The organism is Vibrio sp. OPT41 (assembly GCF_015163595.1).
GTDB lineage: Bacteria > Pseudomonadota > Gammaproteobacteria > Enterobacterales > Vibrionaceae > Vibrio > Vibrio alginolyticus.
Genome location: NZ_JADDYH010000038.1, coordinates 307903 through 323974 on the forward strand (window position 1 = coordinate 307903; position 16072 = coordinate 323974).

The following is a 16072-nucleotide window of genomic DNA, read 5'->3' on the forward strand; positions in this document are numbered from 1 at the left end:
AAGGTTGCAAGCACTTTACCCAACATTCAACCAGCAACCCCACCTAACCTCCCCTTGTATCAAACTCCGAAGCTCTCAACACGCAGAGCTCAAAAGGGAGGAACTGGTTCTGTGCTCGCGGATAATTCAATTCACAACGCAACATAACAACACACTGAAAGTAGATTCTGAATACTCGCTTAGGCTCCTTCAGAATGACGCTGCTCGTTTAGCTCTCTTTCCGTCATTCCCGCGAACCTAGGTGAGACTGGGAATCTACTCACCAAAAACTCGATCGAAAATGATTAGCAAGAACACGAACAAACAAAAGGTGAAACAAGGTTGCAAGCCCCTAACCCAGCTCTCAGATTCAAAGCACCAAACCCACCGAATCTCTCAATGTATCCAGATCCAAAGATATCAACCCTAAAAAATTTTAAAAAAGCCCTTTACCTCAACTTTACTTGAGGTTTTAGCATATTCATCGTTGGCTAGAAAATGACAAAAAGGAGCACATCATGATCCAACTAGAACATATTAACTTAGTCGTGAAAGATATCCCTGAAATGCTGAAGTTTTACCAAACTGCATTTCCACATTGGTACGTGCGTGATGAAGGTAAAGGCGAATGGAATGGCAAGCCAAGAAACTGGCTACATTTTGGCGACGAGTATCAATACATAGCCATGAGTGACCATGGCGAAGGAGAAAACCGCGAGTTGAGCGGGCACCAAGTTGGGCTAGCGCATTTTGCTTATGTGACCAACAACGTCGATGCAATCATCAAAAGACTAACCGATGCAGGTTATCCGATTGCCCAACCTGGTGCTGATGAACCATACCGCAAAAATGTGTATTTTGTTGACCCTGCCGGTTTTGAGATTGAATTTGTTGAATACCTGGCGGATGACCCAAAACTTCGTAACCTGACAAGCTAAAAGAGATGTAAATAATAAAACGCCAGCAGATAGTGACTGCTGGCGTTTTATTTTATCTATCAGGCTTCTTTATCGCATTAGCGCTGTTTGGCAAAAACCTGAGTCCAGTAATATCCGTAGCGTGCAGAGTGATTTTCGACAAGCGACGCGCCCATCTGATCAAAATCCGCACTCATGATATTAAGGCAGTGACCTTCACTCGATAACCAAGCATTAATGACGGCGTTAATGCTGCTTTGCCCTACGGCGACATTCTCACCAATGGCGCTCCAAGCATAACCCGTTGCGTTAACTCGATCTGACATTTTGCTGCCATCAGAGCCTGTGTGGCTCATGAAATCGCTGTTCGCCATATCGCTTGAATGTCGATAAGCGGCGCTTTCCAAATCGTAGCTCCAAGTCAGGGCCCCAACAGGTGGCATGGTGGTTGCGCCACACTGTTGTGTAGTAGAGCGGGCGCTGTTGACCGCTGCAAGCATCTGCTCGGCAAATGTGCCTTGTGACGATGTGGAACCTGTGTTTTGTGAGCCGCTTTCTGCTGGGGCTGACGACTCCCCATCGCCGCCACATGCGCTGAGAAGTAGGGCCAAAGCAGGCACTAAGATCTTAGTTGGCATTGTCTTTCCTTTATGAGTGACGAAGAGCAAACTGCGCTTTTCGATAATAACGCCCAATAAACTAACAAAAACCAATAAAAGCACCATATAGCTTAGGGGTTTTTAACCAAAGACTCACATGAAGTTTTCAATCACCTTGGTTCGGTCGATAAATCGGCAACGTTTCAGCCCAAGTATGGAATGGCGTTTCATCCATATCCTGTATTGATTGAGTGATAAAATCGATGAACACCCTAACTCGTGCAGGCACATATTCCCGGTTGGCATAGAGAAGATACACGCCATTTCCTGCTTGGCGCATGCTCGGAAATATCGGCACTAAACGCCCCGCTTTAAGCCAGTCCCTCGCGATAAAATGAGGGATCTGAGTCAATCCTAAGCCTTCTGCGCAAAGCTCTGCCATAGATTCACCGTCATTTACAATGTAGTTTCTTTCGGGGTCATATTCACTCGCACCGTCTGGTTCTGGCATCCGAATCGGCAACAGTTTCCCCGTTTGTTTAAAACGAAAACGAACCCAAGAATGGTCATTGAATACATCCGGGCCACTCGGAACACCATGGCGCGCTAAGTAATCCTGACTGGCACAAATGATAAAATCGATAGGGCTCAGCTGACGCACAATCAGTTGACTATCGTGAACGACACCAGAGCGAATCGACACATCAATACCTTGCTCAATAATATCAACGTAGGCGTCATCGTAATGAATATCGATAGTGATGTTAGGGTAGCGGCGACAAAACTCTTTTAATAAAGGACGAATATAGAGGCGACCGTACGAGACTGGCACATTAATCTTAAGCTGCCCTGAAAGCGCATCATTGTGACTTTTTAATGAATCCTCACATGCCGCCAGCTCCTCCAGTACAAACCTAGCAGTATTTGCGTACCTACGACCAGCTTCTGTCAGGCGGCTCTGTCGCGTAGAACGTTGAAAAAGCTGTATACCCAAATCGCTTTCAAGACGATGTATGGCTTTACTCACGGTCGAAGGGTCAGTGCCATACACTTTGGCAGCCGCAGCAAAACTACCGCCATCTAAAGTGGCAATAAAAAATCGTAGGGACCGTATCTTATCCATATAACCAATGAACTCTATTCATGAATTTTATTCACTTTAGTAAAGACCAAGTGGCTCTTCAATCACTAATTAGCCTAAATATAATGAACCTCAATAACTTGATGCTCTGTTAGCGAGGAAAAAACCATGGGTAAAAACGGATTGAAGAATGCACTACAACTATTGATAGCGACACTAGTCCTATTCTTTGGGATGCTTCAAACAGCACATGCCGCAGATAAACGAATTGGTATTCTGGTTTACGATGGCGTACTGACCTCTGATGTTACTGCGCCTTTAGAGGTTTTTGGCGTCGCAAGTCGTCTCACTTGGTTTAGTGATTATGACGTGCTCACCATTTCCGTCTCAGATCAGAAAACCATCACCACTGAAGAAGGATTAAAAATTGGTGTGGATGCTTGGATTGGTGATCTGCCGGAACTCGACGTATTGGTTTTAACATCCAGCTATGACATGGATGCACTAATCGAAAATAAAGATCTCATTCACTTTATTAAAACTACCTCAAAGGCGGCAGATTGGATGGCAAGTAATTGCTCTGGCGCGTATTTGTTAGCCGAAGCTGGCCTTTTAAACGGCAAAAAAGCAACAACTTGGGCCGGAGGTGAAAACGGCTTTCAAAGAGATTACCCAGCAGTCAAAGTACAAGTCGACCAGAATTTTGTCATTGATGATGGCGTTATCACTTCGAACGGTAGCCTAGTTAGCTATCAAGCTGCTCTTAAGCTACTTCACCTTATGACTTCAGAGTCTAAAGCTCAGGAAGTCGCAGATGCCATCCAGTACTCACGCTTTTCCAACCAACCATTTTAAGCGTGTAAGAAAGAAATCAGAGTCACCCTTCGATATTTGGAAGGTTAACTCTTCGAATTTGTCTTCCTAATCGAACAACCCTTTTTATCACTGTAAAAGCGATAAAAAGGGTTGTCGTTCATCTGGCAGACACAACGTGCTCTCCAAACTTTTTATCTTAATGCTATGGAAAAACATAAACGTTACGAAGCACTGACGAAAGATCGATACCAAGAGATTTACCGTCTCGCGTATTGGTTATGCAAAGATCACCACCTTGCTCAAGATTTAGCGCAAGAAACCTTTCTGAAAGCGTGGCGATTCTTTGATAAATTAAATGACCCCAACGCCGCGAAGTCTTGGCTCATTACTATTTTGCGTCGTGAGAATGCTCGGCGCTTTGATAGAAAACAGTACGATTTTGTCGACATTGATGAGTGTGCAATACAGACAAAAACCTACCCTGGCAGTGACTACGACATGGCCCAAGATTGGCTTCAAAAACAAATGATGATTCTCGAACCCAAATACCGAGAGCCGTTGCTCTTGAGCTTAGTGGCTGGGTTGAATCATGATGAAATTGCCCAAGCCTTGAGGCTCAACCACAACACAGTGGCGACTCGATTATTCAGAGCGCGTAATCAGATCATCGCACAGAAGGAGAGTCATTAAGACACAAAAAGTAGTCAATCATGTAAACTAACTGGCTATGCTCCGGTCTATTTCATAAGTCGTTACACAACTCGACGCTTTAACGCTTTACATCAAGCGCGACTAGATGAACACTTCTTGTCAAAGTACAATAACAGCCGACATAGAGTAGAGTCAGTAAAACATTATGAGTAACACGACGGCGAAAAAGCCGAATCCCTTATTTGAAATCCTTTTCAACGTATTTATCCCTTCCTTCATTTTGATGAAGTTTAGTGGCGATGAGCATCTAGGGACAGCAATGGCGCTGGTTGTCGCTTTGCTATTTCCTATCATTTATGGCGGTATGGACCTTGTCCGTAACAAGAAATTTAACTTTATTTCTGCTCTGGGCTTTATCAGTGTTCTACTAACTGGTGGCATCGGCTTGTTAGAGCTTGATACACGCTGGTTAGCACTAAAAGAAGCCCTGATTCCTGGCCTGATCGGTTTAGCGGTTTTGGGTTCAACGTTTACCCGCTACCCGCTGATGCAGAAGTTAGTACTGAATGACACTGTGTTGAACCTCGCGTTGATTAACCAACGTTTAAAAGAAAATGGTAAAACCGATGCGTTCGAACGTTGCCTTATGTCTTCTAACTACCTGTTTGCAAGTACTTTTGCGTTCTCATCTGCAATGAACTACTTCCTTGCGACTTGGATTGTGACTAGCCCTTCTGGTACTGCTGCCTTTAACGAAGAGTTAGGAAAAATGACGCTGTACAGTTACCCAATGATTGCCATCCCAAGTATGTTGATGATGTTCGGTATTTTTTATTACATTTGGCGTCAAGTACGTGCGATGACATCGCTCGAAACAGAGCAAATCTTCCATCTAAAATAGCCCTATCATTACAAATAAACCCATAAAAAAGGGAGGATTTTATCCTCCCTTTTCTCAACAGGCCCACTGTAATTCACAGCGTCAAAATGATTTTTCCTGACACTGCTGACGAGCGTCGCTCAACCATTTCAATCGCTGTTTGAAAGTCCTCTAACGACAGATCATATGCAACGTTTAACTTTATGTCGCTGCTAATAAAGTGTTCTAACATTTCAGCGAACACCGTCTTTCTCCCGCCTTTACCTACCGATTCTTCCCAATACCGCAAAAAGAATGTACTAAAGTCGATGTTGTTGGCCTTCATCGATTCAAAAAACTCAGGCGTATAAGGCGTTAACGACAATGTTCCGTAGTTGATGTATTGGCCGTTTTCTTTCAAGGTACGAATGAGATCCGTACCAGCCTCACCACCTATCGCGTCCAGAGCGACCGTTGGTTGTGGCAGTTGGCGCGTTTGCAGCTGCGCTTGTAAGTCTTTCTTCGCGTCCAACACTGGAATAGTATCGTACGGATACTCGTCTCGCTTTGAGGTCACAGCAATCAGTGCAAAACCCAGTGAATGGGCGAGCTGGGCAAATATCTTACCGATCGCTGACCCTGCTGCATTGATGATCACCACATCGTCTTTGTTCAACTTAGCTACTTTAGTGGTGATCACCCACGCGGTTAACGCGTTGATGTACAACTGACAGGCATAGCCGTTCTCCAAACTCTCAGGTAGCGGAAAAAGATTCTCAGGCGAGGCATCTATGTAGTATTGCCAAGTACCACTCATCGCCACCAACACCTTTTGCCCAACTTGAAGGTCAGTTTGACCAACTGCACTGACTTCCACCACACGCCCAACCGCTTCAAATCCCGGCACGCGAGGTGGTACGTGAACGCGGCAGTATTGCCCAACACCATGAATGGAAAGCAAGTCACTTGGGTTAATATTGGTGGCTTCCAGTCGCACCCGAACCTTGCCCTGAGCAAGCGGTTTGAGGGGCTCTTTTTCCAACGACAGCGACGTTTTGGGTTGACCAAAACAGAATTGATTCACTCGAGTATTTATCGTTGGTGCCATTGTTATTCATACCATGTAATTGAAATTCAAAAAGGAAGTTTCGCGACTTCTACTCAAAAGCATTAAGTGAAGTCGAAGCTCTGTATTTCTACCTGCGCGATGCGCCGTTCACTCTAAACTGTTGTGGCGTCATATCAAAATAGGCTTTAAATGCTTTGATGTAGGATGAGTCATTTTGATAACCCACTAGGTCTGCAATGGCTTGGATTGGCAACGATTCATCTAACAAAGAAAGCGAGTAAATTAGCCGAATTTGTTGCCGCCAAAGTAGAAATGAAGTGTTGAATTCCTTGGCGAACAGCCGTGATAAAGTACGCTCAGACGCCCCAATTTTCTCCCCCCACTCTTTTAGCGAACAGCTCAACGCGGGCTCGTCGGTCAACTGCTCGAAAATCAGTTTTAGTCGTCTGTCTTGTGGCAGCAATAACTGAAATGTCTGCACGTTGCGTTTCAAAATTTGATCATGCAGCACCGCCAGTAAATGCAACACTTCTTCGTGGCTTGTCTCACCTTCACACAGTCTGCGGATCTCTTGTAAAAGCTCATTTAAAAACGACGTTAAAGCAATGGTTCTCACTTGTGGCTCGTACGTCGCACCAAACTCAGGGTTGAGGTAAATGCCAACAAATATCGTATTGCTTAGAGCAATCGACTCGTGTTGAACACCCGCAGGAACAAATAACGCAGAGGTGTGCGGAACCAAGTGCTGATAATGCTCCGTTTGTGTTTGCAATAACCCTTTGATAGGAAAGATGATTTGATGCCAAGTGTGTTGATGCAGCGCATCAATGTAACCTTTTGGCATGTCGATGGTTTTCACTAAAACAGGAGAATGGGGATTCGCGGCCATCATCTCATTGGAGGTGACGACGCCTGACTTCGAATCAATTTGGCGAGTTAGCATTGTTAGTTGTCTTTTCATCCCTACACCGACACAAGTTTACTAGGCTATCATGCTCCGCATCGCGAATGAAGGTAAACACTTTATCTCTCATTCAAATAATAAGGAGGTTATATGAAGAAAATCGGCGTCGTAAAAGCTGTGCTAGCAGGGAAAACCGTCCCTTATGCTCATGGAGCGCAAAGCGCAATCAACAAACAAGTGCTACCTGAGCGCCAGCACGCAACAGAGCTTGGTTTTACCAGTGATGAGCAAGGTGATCCGCGCTTTCATGGTGGCATTCAAAAAGCGCTTCATATTTACCCAAGCGAGCACTACCCAATCTGGCAACAAGAATTAGGCAAAAGACCAATTTTCCAATCCGCCGGCGGCTTTGGCGAAAACATCAGCTCCGAAGGCGTCACCGAATCCACGATTTGCTTGAAAGATAAAATTCGCATCGGCTCAACACTACTGGAAGTGTCGCAAGGTCGCATGCCTTGTTGGAAACTTAACGTACGTTTTGACCAACACGACATGGCGAGAAGACTGCAAGATACGCTTCGAACAGGCTGGTATTTCCGAGTGTTGGAAGAAGGCGATATCGGTGCAGGTGACGAGATTATTCTGTGCGAAAGACCTTATCCAGAATGGCCACTGGCTCGCATCATGGGCGCGGTTTTCACTGGCTGTTTAGATAGAAAAGAACTCACTAAGCTGTCTGAGCTGCCGTTAGTCGAGTCTTGGGGCAAGTTGGTCGAGCGCCGCCTAGAAACTGGCGAAGTTGAAGATTGGGAAATGCGCTTGGTTGGCCCAACTGTGGGTTAACACCCCAAAGTAAAATTTAAGCCACGCTCTGAACCGACTATGCCGTCAGAGCGTGTTTTTTTGGTTTACTTCGCACTCGGGGCTGGGCGTTTCGACTTACCTTGGAACTGCTTAATGCTCTTCTTAGCATTAGTTCGGCGGTTGGCTTTTTTATCGCGTGGCGCGCGTTTGCTCTCGCCAGTTGATGGCTTATCCGTTACTGGAAAACCAACCAGATCTTGCACTGGCAATGCACGTTGAGTCAGGTGACGAATCGCGTTTAGTGCGTCCATTTCACCATGACATACCAATGACATCGCCACACCTTGTTCGCCTGCGCGAGCGGTACGTCCTACTCGGTGAACATAAGTTTCTGCATGCATTGGCAGTTCAAAGTTGATCACTACAGGTAATTGCTCAATGTGAATGCCGCGCGCTAGTAGATCGGTGGCAATCAACACCTGAATTTGCCCAGATTTAAACTGCGCCAGTGCTTCTTCTCGCTCATCTTGACTCTTATTGCCATGCAGCGCATTGGTTGAGATGCCCGCTTTATTCAGCTTCTTCGCTAAGCCATCGGCGTTCTCTTTCGCACCAATAAAGACTAATGCCTGAGCCCACGCGTTTTTTTGAATCAGTTCAATCAATGCCTTGGTTTTACTGCCTTTGTTGACGAGGTACAGCGTTTCAGCAATATCTTGGTTGGTGCTATTTTCTTGATGCGCTGCAACTTGCTTTGGTGCCTGCATAAGCAGCTTCGCTTTATCCTTCAACTCATCTGAAAACGTTGCCGAGAACATCGCGGTTTGACGCTGATTGAAGGTTTGCATCGAAATCTTTTGTACGTCAGGCCAAAAGCCCATATCCAACAAACGATCCGCTTCATCCAATACTAGATAATGAACATTGCTCAAATCCAGGCCATTGTTTGCTAGGTCAACCAAACGACCTGTCGTCGCGACAAGGATATGAGGATTTGTCGCTAGCGCCTGCTGTTGTTGCTCTTTATCAACGCCGCCACACAAGCACACTGTTTTAATACCAATAACTTGACCAACTTGGTTAACTGCTTCACTCACTTGCATTGCCAGCTCACGCGTTGGCACAAGAATCAGGGCTTTTTGCTGAGGATTTATATTGAGCTTTTCTAACAACGGCAAACCATAAGCAAGGGTTTTGCCGCTGCCTGTATTTGCCAATGCCAACACATCTTTGCCTGCTAACAGTTCAGGAATCGTTAACGCTTGAATATCAGTCGGCTTATTGAAGTCTTTTGGCAGTGCGTGAATCAGCTCAGAACTCAATGAGAGAGTAGAAAATGGCATTAACGAAAACCTTGTACTTTGGGTTGAAGAAGCAATAAAAATAATGAAGATGCGGTAAAACGCAGGCGCGGACTTTACCACAATCTGCTAGGTGGACCATCCTATTTTAGGCGCTTAAACCAAGCGTCGCCTACGCAAATCGTCAGAAAACTAAAAAGCGCAAAAAAGCCGTTAGTCTGTACTGCCACAGAGCTAACGGCTAAAAACCCTTGAAGAGAACGCTTCATCAGCCTTTCACTGCGGCTGAAAAGAAATGTGCAGTTTATTAAAGCACAGCTTTACGATTCGGTAAGAACACTTCACCCAACATGCAACGAACCGAACCACCACCAATAGATTCTATGGTAGAAACGTCGAATGGCAGCAATTTACCGTGCGTCGCCAATTGGTTTCTTTGTGCTGGTGAGAATGCATCGTACGCCGATTGCGACATCGCAATCACCTTGTCGCCGTTGATCGTTTCCAGTTGCAGAATGTTACCGCAGAACTGGTTCATCTGATCAAGCGAAATTGAGATGACTTGCTTGTCTTTGGCGAGTGACTTCATTACAAAACGACGCTCAAATTCTGGGATCACTTCGTCACAAATCACGCAAAACTGTTCGCCAACCGCCATCATCACATTGGTGTGATAAATCGGCGCACCAGACGGCAAACGAGTTTGGAAAGAAATCACTCGTTCATAGCCAATACGATCGGCGTAATCTTCTAAAACCAGACGATCACAACGTTGTGAGAGTGCGGCATAGACCGTTTTATTTAGGTGGTCAAACACCATCACACCCGTGCTTTCTAAATACGCTTGCTCGTCAAGATATTCAGTTAGACTGCTGCGTCGATGAACTTCTCGCCCTGCTTGCGCTAGTGCTGCCACAAGCGCATCGGGACGTACTTCTTTTTGACGGTTTTCACAGGCCATTGGAAAGGTGTACAACGTGCCATCTGGCGTAGTGCTAAACCAATTGTTTGGAAATACCGCGTCTGGCGTCGCAACATCTGAAGTTGGATAATCAAACTCAACAACTTGAACGCCCTCTTGACGCAGCGTTGCAACCATACTCGCGAACTCGGCCATTACTCGACGTGAGACTTCTTCTTGGCTGAGTGACACTTTATGTTGGAACTCATTATCTTGTGCGGTTTCTTCATTAAAACGAAACTCTTTCGGTGGCACCATCACTACGCAGTTTGCGGTTTGGCGCTGAGCACTTTGCGTGCTTTCTTCTTTCCCATTAGCAAATTGGGTCACTGATTCGTGTAATAGCATCCAATATATTCCTTATCACTAGAATGAGGAGATTGTAAATTTATTGTTAACTTCAGTTTTGCTGTTTTGACAATTAATTTAATTGCACAAAAGTGTTTTTTGCTGCATTAAGTTTATTTTTCCCTAAATTTTATTGTCACTTTGCAGGTTTAAGATTTTATGGCACCGTGATGAACATGATAAGAATTCATCATAAGAATCAGAACCATAGACAATCACACTCATAACCAACTAGTTACATTTAAGACACAATCGGTTAGACTATTTTTTCGCCCCTCTCGTCAATCGGTCTGCTTTATCGAGGAGCAGGCAAGAAACTCTCATACACGCGGTTTCGTCCAAAGCAGCGTGAATCGATGGATTTAGCCACCCCAAATGGCACTGTTTTAACTTTAGGATGAGTTATGTTTAAACGATTTGAAGGCTTTACAGAGCCGTTCCCCAAATCTACACCGGATCAGCCTCCTTCAGGGATGTTCGCTTTTCTGCGTTATTACACTCGTGGTTATGAAAAGCCTTTGATCATCATGTCTTTGATGGCCACAATTGTGGCTGTTGTTGAGGTAATGTTGTTTGGCGCCATGGGACAACTGGTTGATTGGTTGTCTACCAGCAATCCAGAAACGTTCTTACAAGACAATAAATCGGATTTGATTTTCTACGGAGCCTTATTGCTGGTTGTCATGCCTATATTGGTGATCTTGTACTCGTTGCTCGTTCATCAAACGTTATTGGGCAACTACCCAATGTCTATCCGCTGGCTTGCACACCGGTATTTGCTCAATCAAAGCTTGAACTTCTATCAAGATGATTTTGCAGGTCGAGTCGCAACGAAAGTCATGCAAACCTCATTAGCTGTGCGCGAAACCGTAATGAAAGCTATGGATGTGTTTGTTTACGTTACGGTTTACTTTACCAGCATGATCATTATGTTAGCGACGGCAGACTGGCGTTTGATGATCCCAATGATCGTCTGGCTACTCGCTTACATCGCTATCCAAATCTATTTTGTCCCTAAGCTCAAAGACGTCGCTTCAGCGCAGGCCGATGCACGTTCGACAATGACAGGGCGTATCGTCGACAGTTATACCAATATTCAAACCGTCAAACTGTTTTCTCATAGCCAGCGCGAAACCCAATATGCCGAGCAAGGCATGAAAGGATTTTTAAATACGGTCTATCGTCAAATGCGCCTAGTGACCGGCTTCGACGTCGCTGTAGAGATCTCAAACTATATTTTGGTCTTTTCCGTTGCTGCTTTATCGATTTACCTGTGGTTGGATAGTGCCATCAGCGTTGGCGCGATTGCGATTGCTGTTAGTCTTGCATTGCGCGTAAACGGTATGTCGATGTGGATTATGTGGGAAGTTGGCGCCCTCTTTGAAAACATGGGAACCGTTGTCGATGGAATGAAAACGCTTTCTAAGCCTATTGATATTAAAGATAAACCAGGCGCAAAAGACTTGGTTGTCACTGAAGGAGGCATTCACTTTGATAACGTAAGCTTCCATTACGGCGAGAACAAAGGCGTAATTAGCCATCTCGATCTCAACATCAAACCAGGAGAGAAAGTAGGCTTGGTTGGGCGCTCCGGCGCCGGGAAATCGACTTTGGTGAACTTGTTACTTCGTTTCCACGATGTCGAAGACGGCAGCATTAAGATCGATGGACAGAACATCTCAGAAGTCACACAAGACTCTTTGCGTTCAAAGATCGGTATGGTGACCCAAGATACTTCTCTGCTACACCGTTCAATTCGTGACAATATTTTGTATGGCAATCCAGATGCGACAGAAGAAGATTTGCTGAAAGCCACTAAGCAAGCGCATGCCCATGAGTTTATCGAAACTCTGACCGACCCATTTGGTAATGTCGGATACGATGCGCAAGTTGGTGAACGTGGTGTGAAACTGTCTGGCGGCCAACGTCAGCGTATCGCAATATCTCGTGTGCTACTCAAAGACGCACCATTGCTGGTATTGGATGAAGCAACATCGGCTCTGGATTCAGAAGTCGAAGCGGCGATTCAGGAAAGCTTGAATGAATTAATGCAAGGGAAAACGGTTATTGCTATCGCTCACCGATTATCGACCATCGCACAAATGGATCGCCTCATCGTGCTAGATAAAGGCAGCATCGTTGAACAAGGTTCTCATCAAGAACTCATTGCGAATAACGGCATTTACGCCCAGCTTTGGGCGCATCAAACTGGCGGATTTATCGCTGAAGAACTAGACAATCAACACGCTTCTTAACGAGTGATAAGCTCAATAAAAACGGCGCTTTAAGCGCCGTTTTTTATTTTAATCCATGGCTAGACGCTCATATAGCCATTGTGGTTTCTCATATATGAAACACTCTCCATGATAAAGCTCACACTTTTTCTGCTAATATACCGCCTCGTTGCGTATCCATTGCAATGAACACAATACAGAGTATTGAGCCGTCTTCATTTGTCATTTCACTTTTTGAGAAACAGCTATACTCAATAGATGGCTTAGTTATTATATTAACAATAAGGTAATTAGCTTATGTGTAAATGTGGTTCAATGCAGATCGTACAACTCAAACCAAGTTGGGCTGACAAGCTATTTGGCTACTCAGAAAGATGGAAATGCCAACTTTGTTGTAAGATCTACCGCATCTAAAATTAAAAATAGAATCTTAGTTTTTCTAAGAAAAAGCAGTAGCCCGACAATGATTGTCGGGTTTTGTTTTTCCGTACATCCATTTTTATCCCTTCGCAACACGGTCACTCATCACGGCAAAACCTAGCATCTCAATGTGACTTAGGTATAGAATCAGGCCCACTTATTTATTCCGATATTCACATATAACTGGTCACTATGAACAAAAGTTTGCTAACGAATGTCCTCGCTATCGCTTTGATGGCTGGAGGTCATCAATTACAAAACGACTATCTTTGGTATGCAGGGCTGTTTGCGTTCTCAGGCGCCATCACCAACTGGCTTGCCATCCATATGCTGTTTGAGAAAGTGCCTGGATTATACGGTTCTGGCGTGATCCCCGCGCGATTTGAAGAGTTTAAACTGGCTATCAAAAACCTGATGATGGAACAGTTTTTTACTGAAGCGAACATTGACCGATTCTTGAATAAAGAAATGGCGGGCGGTGTGAACATCGATCTTCAACCAGTAATTGAGAAAGTAGATTTAAATCCAGCATTTGATTCCCTAGTGGAAGTAATTGAAGGCTCTCAGTTTGGTGGCATGCTAGCGATGTTTGGCGGCTCGGAAGCGCTACAACCCATGCGCCAACCTTTCGTCGAAAAGATGCAAGAATCCATCATTGAGTTGAGCAAGAGCGATAACATCAAAGAAGCACTGAAAGAGCAATTCGAATCTCCTGCAATGATGGATGAGATAAAGCAGAACATTGAAGGTATCATCGATCAACGTTTAAGCGAATTAACACCGGCATTAGTTAAAGAAATGGTGCAAAAGATGATCAAACAACACCTTGGCTGGCTAGTCGTTTGGGGCGGTGTTTTTGGTGGTTTAATTGGCGTTATCAGCACCTTTATCGGGGCATAATCGCTCACCGATTTATTAAAAAAGGAGCTTCGGCTCCTTTTTTAATCGAGAAAAAGTAATATACCAAGCCACGCTAAATAAGGAGGCTCAACACATGCCTCGCCTAACCAAGGAGCTCGGGATTAACACCAAATCCCGTTTTATGTTCTTCTATGACCACTTCACTACGAGTTTGAATCACGCCCGGAAGCGTGCCTAACTTACTCGACATAAACTCCTGATACGCTTTCATGCTCTTAACACGAACTTTTATCATGGTATCGAAATCTCCAGAGAGCGAGTAGCACTCTTCAATTTCAGGCATCAATTCCACCGCTTTCGCAAATTTTTCAAAAATAGAAAAACTGGTTTGGTCTAAACGAATATGGATGAATACTTGCACATCCAGCCCCAACTTTTCCGCATTCAACTCTGCATGGTAACCATTGATATACCCTTCTTTTTCTAGTCGCTTTACACGGTCAGAACATGGAGAAGTCGTTAAGTTAATCAGCTTTGCTAGTTCTACAACCGGAATTCTGCCTCTCGAATGAAGCACTCTCAAAATATGTAAATCAATCCGGTCCAATTGATAACTCATTAACCCACTTCCTTGTAACCACTTAGAAAGCATCACATTAATCGTTGCTCAAAAAATTGCAAACCATCAAATGCACAGCATGTGAAATTCAGCAGAGAATAACCAGAAAACAACGAAGGAGGGAAAGAGCTATGATTATTGCCGCTCACTTAGTAACCGTGATATGAAGAGAAAAAGCAACCTAGCGGCTCCCGCGGAGTCGCAAATTTGAAAGCGCATGACACGCCTGTATAGATATGTCGTTCGGGCAACGCCGCCCTATTTAGCCATTAATCATGGCTATCACTCAGAGTTAGAGTGCGGCCGATGTATGCCGTGTAGGATGTGGAACAACCTCTCCAATTGCACGATGATTACAACAACGGCAGTAGTATTGAGGCTCCATCTCGTAATAATGTTCACCTGATACAAATTTCGCCATCAGCTGTGTAAAACTCACCATTTTGCCTGTTAACGAGTCAACAGACTGAGGCTCGCAACGCTTCATAATCACTTTATGTTGCGTTGATTTTCTACAAGCTGCGCAATATATATCCGGCATTTCTCTTCTCCCTACTTTTTCGTCCTACTGACAATTGACATATTTTGTTCAAAATAATTCCACAATTAAAAAGCTCCTTTAATTTTTTGTGCCCTATCTTCAAAAAATTGAACGAAAGTATCAAAAAACTGAGACATTGGTCAGACCTCAACTTTTGTACCATCAATATGAGCAAACGTGCTTATGTGTGTAATAATACGACACATTACACATAAGCAATTGTTCGGGCTTATTATTTAGTAAGGCGCATGACAACTTTACAGCTGGCTAGATCGAGCTTTCGAGACGCCTTGTTATCTCGATTTACCCCGCAAACCAGTTGTTAGCAGCTATAGCCGTCTCATCAAGGAAGAAATGCATGACGATACAACCGATTCTCACTACCGAAAGACTCGTCCTCCGGCCATTCAATATCGATGACTGCCAACAAGTGGCTTTACTCGCTGGAGATAAGCGAATTGCCGACATGACAGCAAACATCCCTCATCCTTATGAGCGACCGATGGCGCAAGCATGGATAGATAGGCACGATCCGATGTATCAGCAGCATCAAGGCGTGGCGTACGCTATTACCTTGCGAAACACTGAGGAGTTACTTGGTGCGGTGAGTTTACCGCGTATAGAAGAGGGATATGTCGGATGATCATCCATGAAACTTCACAAAATCTGCCCAAGAACAACCCTTTCTTGCTAGGAACTGTATTGTTGTCGCTGTTCTATTTTTCCTACCTAGCAGACAAGATCGTCGAGTTTGGACTCGTAGCACTCACAATAATAGGATTGAAACTGCTCTCAACGTACTTCACGCGCCGCGCGTTCAATCCTAAAACGCTAGATATCGATGCAAGCACCAACACCTTGAAGTACCGCCAGGGCTCAACGGTTTACTTCCGTCTACCTCTTGATGACATTGTCAAAGTCCAAATACAGAAAGAGTTCTTCTCTAGCAAAAGTTTGATGCTCTACACAGTCAACGACGCTTACCAAGTGCCGAATTCAGACAATTTCGATTCTCTACAGTTAAAGGATTTAATGAAACAACTTGAAGAGAGAATTGATGATCAATTTCGCTAAAACGAAAAGAGAAGACATTCTAGAATGTTGCCAA

Annotated in this window: 16 protein-coding genes and 1 pseudogene; 9 read left to right on the forward strand and 8 right to left on the reverse strand. The window is 44.5% G+C overall.

All coding sequences use genetic code 11. The annotated features are described in order from the left end of the window. The first annotated feature begins 497 nt into the window (after positions 1-497). A complete protein-coding gene (locus tag IQP38_RS17465; RefSeq protein WP_193837808.1) occupies positions 498-917 on the forward strand; it encodes a VOC family protein in 420 nt (139 codons plus the stop codon). 77 nt (positions 918-994) lie between these two features. On the opposite strand, the gene IQP38_RS17470 is transcribed toward IQP38_RS17465, so the two are convergent. Together IQP38_RS17470 and IQP38_RS17475 are read right to left on the reverse strand one after the other, a co-directional pair. Beyond that, positions 995-1534: a CAP domain-containing protein gene (locus IQP38_RS17470; protein ID WP_017634523.1), complete on the reverse strand. Its 540-nt coding sequence runs from the start codon at positions 1532-1534 to the stop codon at positions 995-997. A 127-nt stretch (positions 1535-1661) separates the two neighbouring features. Next, the gene (locus IQP38_RS17475; RefSeq protein ID WP_017634524.1) at positions 1662-2618 is read right to left on the reverse strand and encodes a LysR family transcriptional regulator; all 957 of its coding nucleotides are present in this window, start codon (positions 2616-2618) and stop codon (positions 1662-1664) included. A gap of 126 nt (positions 2619-2744) precedes the next feature. Here IQP38_RS17475 and IQP38_RS17480 point away from each other — a divergent pair, with 126 nt between their 5' ends. From IQP38_RS17480 to IQP38_RS17490, 3 genes are all read left to right on the forward strand, one after another. Further along, a complete protein-coding gene (locus IQP38_RS17480; RefSeq protein WP_005383525.1) occupies positions 2745-3431 on the forward strand; it encodes a DJ-1/PfpI family protein in 687 nt (228 codons plus the stop codon). A gap of 120 nt (positions 3432-3551) precedes the next feature. Continuing rightward, positions 3552-4082: a sigma-70 family RNA polymerase sigma factor gene (locus IQP38_RS17485; RefSeq protein ID WP_255209459.1), complete on the forward strand. Its 531-nt coding sequence runs from the start codon at positions 3552-3554 to the stop codon at positions 4080-4082. A 166-nt stretch (positions 4083-4248) separates the two neighbouring features. Continuing rightward, entirely contained in the window at positions 4249-4944 is a 696-nt protein-coding gene (locus IQP38_RS17490; protein ID WP_005383527.1) for a VC0807 family protein, read from the forward strand. 73 nt (positions 4945-5017) lie between these two features. Here the strand turns inward: IQP38_RS17490 and IQP38_RS17495 are convergent, their stop codons facing one another. Next, complete coding sequence (locus IQP38_RS17495; protein WP_017634525.1) at positions 5018-6010, reverse strand: zinc-dependent alcohol dehydrogenase family protein; 993 nt, start codon at positions 6008-6010, stop codon at positions 5018-5020. 88 nt (positions 6011-6098) lie between these two features. Continuing rightward, the gene (locus tag IQP38_RS17500; RefSeq protein ID WP_193837846.1) at positions 6099-6914 is read right to left on the reverse strand and encodes an AraC family transcriptional regulator; all 816 of its coding nucleotides are present in this window, start codon (positions 6912-6914) and stop codon (positions 6099-6101) included. Positions 6915-7025: 111 nt separating this feature from the next. On the opposite strand from IQP38_RS17500, the gene IQP38_RS17505 reads away from it, so the two are divergent. Next, the gene (locus IQP38_RS17505; protein WP_053307998.1) at positions 7026-7718 is read left to right on the forward strand and encodes an MOSC domain-containing protein; all 693 of its coding nucleotides are present in this window, start codon (positions 7026-7028) and stop codon (positions 7716-7718) included. A 65-nt stretch (positions 7719-7783) separates the two neighbouring features. Here the strand turns inward: IQP38_RS17505 and IQP38_RS17510 are convergent, their stop codons facing one another. Continuing rightward, complete coding sequence (locus IQP38_RS17510) at positions 7784-9022, reverse strand: DEAD/DEAH box helicase (RefSeq protein ID WP_193837809.1); 1239 nt, start codon at positions 9020-9022, stop codon at positions 7784-7786. A gap of 265 nt (positions 9023-9287) precedes the next feature. Beyond that, a complete protein-coding gene (locus tag IQP38_RS17515; protein ID WP_005374598.1) occupies positions 9288-10289 on the reverse strand; it encodes an arginine deiminase-related protein in 1002 nt (333 codons plus the stop codon). A gap of 404 nt (positions 10290-10693) precedes the next feature. On the opposite strand from IQP38_RS17515, the gene IQP38_RS17520 reads away from it, so the two are divergent. Together IQP38_RS17520 and IQP38_RS17525 are read left to right on the forward strand one after the other, a co-directional pair. Beyond that, positions 10694-12544, forward strand: a complete 1851-nt coding sequence (locus IQP38_RS17520; RefSeq protein ID WP_005374597.1) for an ABC transporter ATP-binding protein — start codon at positions 10694-10696, stop codon at positions 12542-12544. 591 nt (positions 12545-13135) lie between these two features. Beyond that, positions 13136-13843, forward strand: a complete 708-nt coding sequence (locus IQP38_RS17525) for a DUF445 domain-containing protein (protein ID WP_005383549.1) — start codon at positions 13136-13138, stop codon at positions 13841-13843. A gap of 103 nt (positions 13844-13946) precedes the next feature. On the opposite strand, the gene IQP38_RS17530 is transcribed toward IQP38_RS17525, so the two are convergent. Both IQP38_RS17530 and IQP38_RS26525 read right to left on the reverse strand, forming a co-directional pair. After that, on the reverse strand, positions 13947-14423 hold the full coding sequence (locus IQP38_RS17530; protein WP_005374595.1) for an Lrp/AsnC family transcriptional regulator: 477 nt from the start codon (positions 14421-14423) through the stop codon (positions 13947-13949). A 292-nt stretch (positions 14424-14715) separates the two neighbouring features. Further along, complete coding sequence (locus IQP38_RS26525; protein ID WP_005374593.1) at positions 14716-14964, reverse strand: hypothetical protein; 249 nt, start codon at positions 14962-14964, stop codon at positions 14716-14718. Positions 14965-15322: 358 nt separating this feature from the next. On the opposite strand from IQP38_RS26525, the pseudogene IQP38_RS17535 reads away from it, so the two are divergent. Continuing rightward, positions 15323-15598 (forward strand): annotated as a pseudogene (locus tag IQP38_RS17535) (GNAT family N-acetyltransferase); the annotation flags it as partial. A gap of 5 nt (positions 15599-15603) precedes the next feature. Then, positions 15604-16038 (forward strand): hypothetical protein, encoded by a 435-nt coding sequence (locus tag IQP38_RS17540; protein ID WP_193837810.1) that lies wholly within the window; start codon positions 15604-15606, stop codon positions 16036-16038. Positions 16039-16072 lie beyond the last annotated feature (34 nt).

Excerpts from the sequence above, each read along its gene's own strand:
- IQP38_RS17520 (WP_005374597.1), top strand. The coding sequence starts at position 10,694 with ATGTTTAAACGATTTGAAGGCTTTACAGAGCCGTTCCCCAAATCTACA.
- IQP38_RS17465 (WP_193837808.1), top strand. The coding sequence starts at position 498 with ATGATCCAACTAGAACATATTAACTTAGTCGTGAAAGATATCCCTGAA.
- IQP38_RS17470 (WP_017634523.1), bottom strand. The coding sequence starts at position 1,534 with ATGCCAACTAAGATCTTAGTGCCTGCTTTGGCCCTACTTCTCAGCGCA.
- IQP38_RS17500 (WP_193837846.1), bottom strand. The coding sequence starts at position 6,914 with ATGCTAACTCGCCAAATTGATTCGAAGTCAGGCGTCGTCACCTCCAAT.
- IQP38_RS17495 (WP_017634525.1), bottom strand. The coding sequence starts at position 6,010 with ATGGCACCAACGATAAATACTCGAGTGAATCAATTCTGTTTTGGTCAA.
- IQP38_RS17525 (WP_005383549.1), top strand. The coding sequence starts at position 13,136 with ATGAACAAAAGTTTGCTAACGAATGTCCTCGCTATCGCTTTGATGGCT.
- IQP38_RS26525 (WP_005374593.1), bottom strand. The coding sequence starts at position 14,964 with ATGCCGGATATATATTGCGCAGCTTGTAGAAAATCAACGCAACATAAA.
- IQP38_RS17490 (WP_005383527.1), top strand. The coding sequence starts at position 4,249 with ATGAGTAACACGACGGCGAAAAAGCCGAATCCCTTATTTGAAATCCTT.
- IQP38_RS17505 (WP_053307998.1), top strand. The coding sequence starts at position 7,026 with ATGAAGAAAATCGGCGTCGTAAAAGCTGTGCTAGCAGGGAAAACCGTC.
- IQP38_RS17510 (WP_193837809.1), bottom strand. The coding sequence starts at position 9,022 with ATGCCATTTTCTACTCTCTCATTGAGTTCTGAGCTGATTCACGCACTG.
- IQP38_RS17540 (WP_193837810.1), top strand. The coding sequence starts at position 15,604 with ATGATCATCCATGAAACTTCACAAAATCTGCCCAAGAACAACCCTTTC.
- IQP38_RS17530 (WP_005374595.1), bottom strand. The coding sequence starts at position 14,423 with ATGAGTTATCAATTGGACCGGATTGATTTACATATTTTGAGAGTGCTT.
- IQP38_RS17475 (WP_017634524.1), bottom strand. The coding sequence starts at position 2,618 with ATGGATAAGATACGGTCCCTACGATTTTTTATTGCCACTTTAGATGGC.
- IQP38_RS17515 (WP_005374598.1), bottom strand. The coding sequence starts at position 10,289 with ATGCTATTACACGAATCAGTGACCCAATTTGCTAATGGGAAAGAAGAA.
- IQP38_RS17480 (WP_005383525.1), top strand. The coding sequence starts at position 2,745 with ATGGGTAAAAACGGATTGAAGAATGCACTACAACTATTGATAGCGACA.